A 1,757-nucleotide genomic window follows, 5' to 3' on the forward strand; every position below is an offset into this window, starting at 1 on the left:
GACATCGTGTCTCAGCCTTAGAGAGAGCCGGATTTACCTAACTCTCAAGCCTACGCACTTGAACCTGGACAACCGTCGCCAGGCCCACCTAGCCTTCTCCGTCCCCCCATCGCAATTGTAAGAAGTACGGGAATATTAACCCGTTTCCCATCGACTACGCTTTTCAGCCTCGCCTTAGGGGTCGACTTACCCTGCCCCGATTAACGTTGGACAGGAACCCTTGGTCTTCCGGCGAGGGAGTTTTTCACTCCCTTTATCGTTACTCATGTCAGCATTCGCACTTCTGATACCTCCAGCAGCCCTTACGAACCACCTTCAACGGCTTACAGAACGCTCCCCTACCCCGCATACAAAGTATGCAGCCGCAGCTTCGGTGTATTGCTTAGCCCCGTTACATCTTCCGCGCAGGCCGACTCGACCAGTGAGCTATTACGCTTTCTTTAAATGATGGCTGCTTCTAAGCCAACATCCTGGCTGTCTGAGCCTTCCCACATCGTTTCCCACTTAGCAATACTTTGGGACCTTAGCTGGCGGTCTGGGTTGTTTCCCTCTCCACGACGGACGTTAGCACCCGCCGTGTGTCTCCCGGATAGTACTTACTGGTATTCGGAGTTTGCAAAGGGTTGGTAAGTCGGGATGACCCCCTAGCCTTAACAGTGCTCTACCCCCAGTAGTATTCGTCCGAGGCGCTACCTAAATAGCTTTCGGGGAGAACCAGCTATCTCCAGGTTTGATTGGCCTTTCACCCCTAGCCACAAGTCATCCGCTAATTTTTCAACATTAGTCGGTTCGGTCCTCCAGTTGATGTTACTCAACCTTCAACCTGCCCATGGCTAGATCACCTGGTTTCGGGTCTATATCCAGAGACTGAGCGCCCAGTTAAGACTCGGTTTCCCTACGGCTCCCCTAGATGGTTAACCTTGCCACTGAATATAAGTCGCTGACCCATTATACAAAAGGTACGCAGTCACCCCGAAGGGCTCCTACTGCTTGTACGTACACGGTTTCAGGTTCTATTTCACTCCCCTCACAGGGGTTCTTTTCGCCTTTCCCTCACGGTACTGGTTCACTATCGGTCAGTCAGTAGTATTTAGCCTTGGAGGATGGTCCCCCCATATTCAGACAGGATATCACGTGTCCCGCCTTACTCGATTTCACTGTAAATGCGCTGTCGGTTACGGGGCTATCACCCTGTATCGCGCTCCTTTCCAGAAGCTTCACCTGACGCATAAAAAGCTTAAGGGCTAATCCAATTTCGCTCGCCGCTACTTTCGGAATCTCGGTTGATTTCTCTTCCTTCGGGTACTTAGATGTTTCAGTTCCCCGAGTTCGCTTCACTGAGCTATGTATTCACTCAGCAATACTTACTTATGTAAGTGGGTTTCCCCATTCGGAAATCCCAGACTCAAATGACTCTTACTGTCTTATCTGGGCTTATCGCAAGTTAGTACGTCCTTCATCGCCTCTGACTGCCAAGGCATCCACCGTGTACGCTTAGTCACTTAACCATACAACCCCAAGAGGTCTTGTATGTTCAAACAACCAAGGTTTTGTCTCTCATTATTGAATGAGCGAGAGACATTCGATTTTGCCGGACTCAAATATAAACATCACAAGGATGTTTCCAAGAACACTTGAATGTGTGTTGGTACCTAAAACACAGTTTTAGGATTTGAGAACTTTTAATTGAATAACAACGCTTATCCGTAGATAAGGGGATTGTTGTTATTCGTCAGCTTTCCAAATTGTTAAAGAGC

The 1,757-nt window shown here is 48.9% G+C and carries 1 rRNA gene; it reads right to left on the reverse strand.

The window, feature by feature from the left end:
• Positions 1 to 1,508: ribosomal RNA gene (locus tag RH89_RS14830) — 23S ribosomal RNA — on the reverse strand; the annotation flags it as partial.
• Positions 1,509 to 1,757: the final 249 nt, after the last annotated feature.

The organism is Vibrio nigripulchritudo ATCC 27043, assembly GCF_000222685.1.
Lineage (GTDB): Bacteria > Pseudomonadota > Gammaproteobacteria > Enterobacterales > Vibrionaceae > Vibrio > Vibrio nigripulchritudo.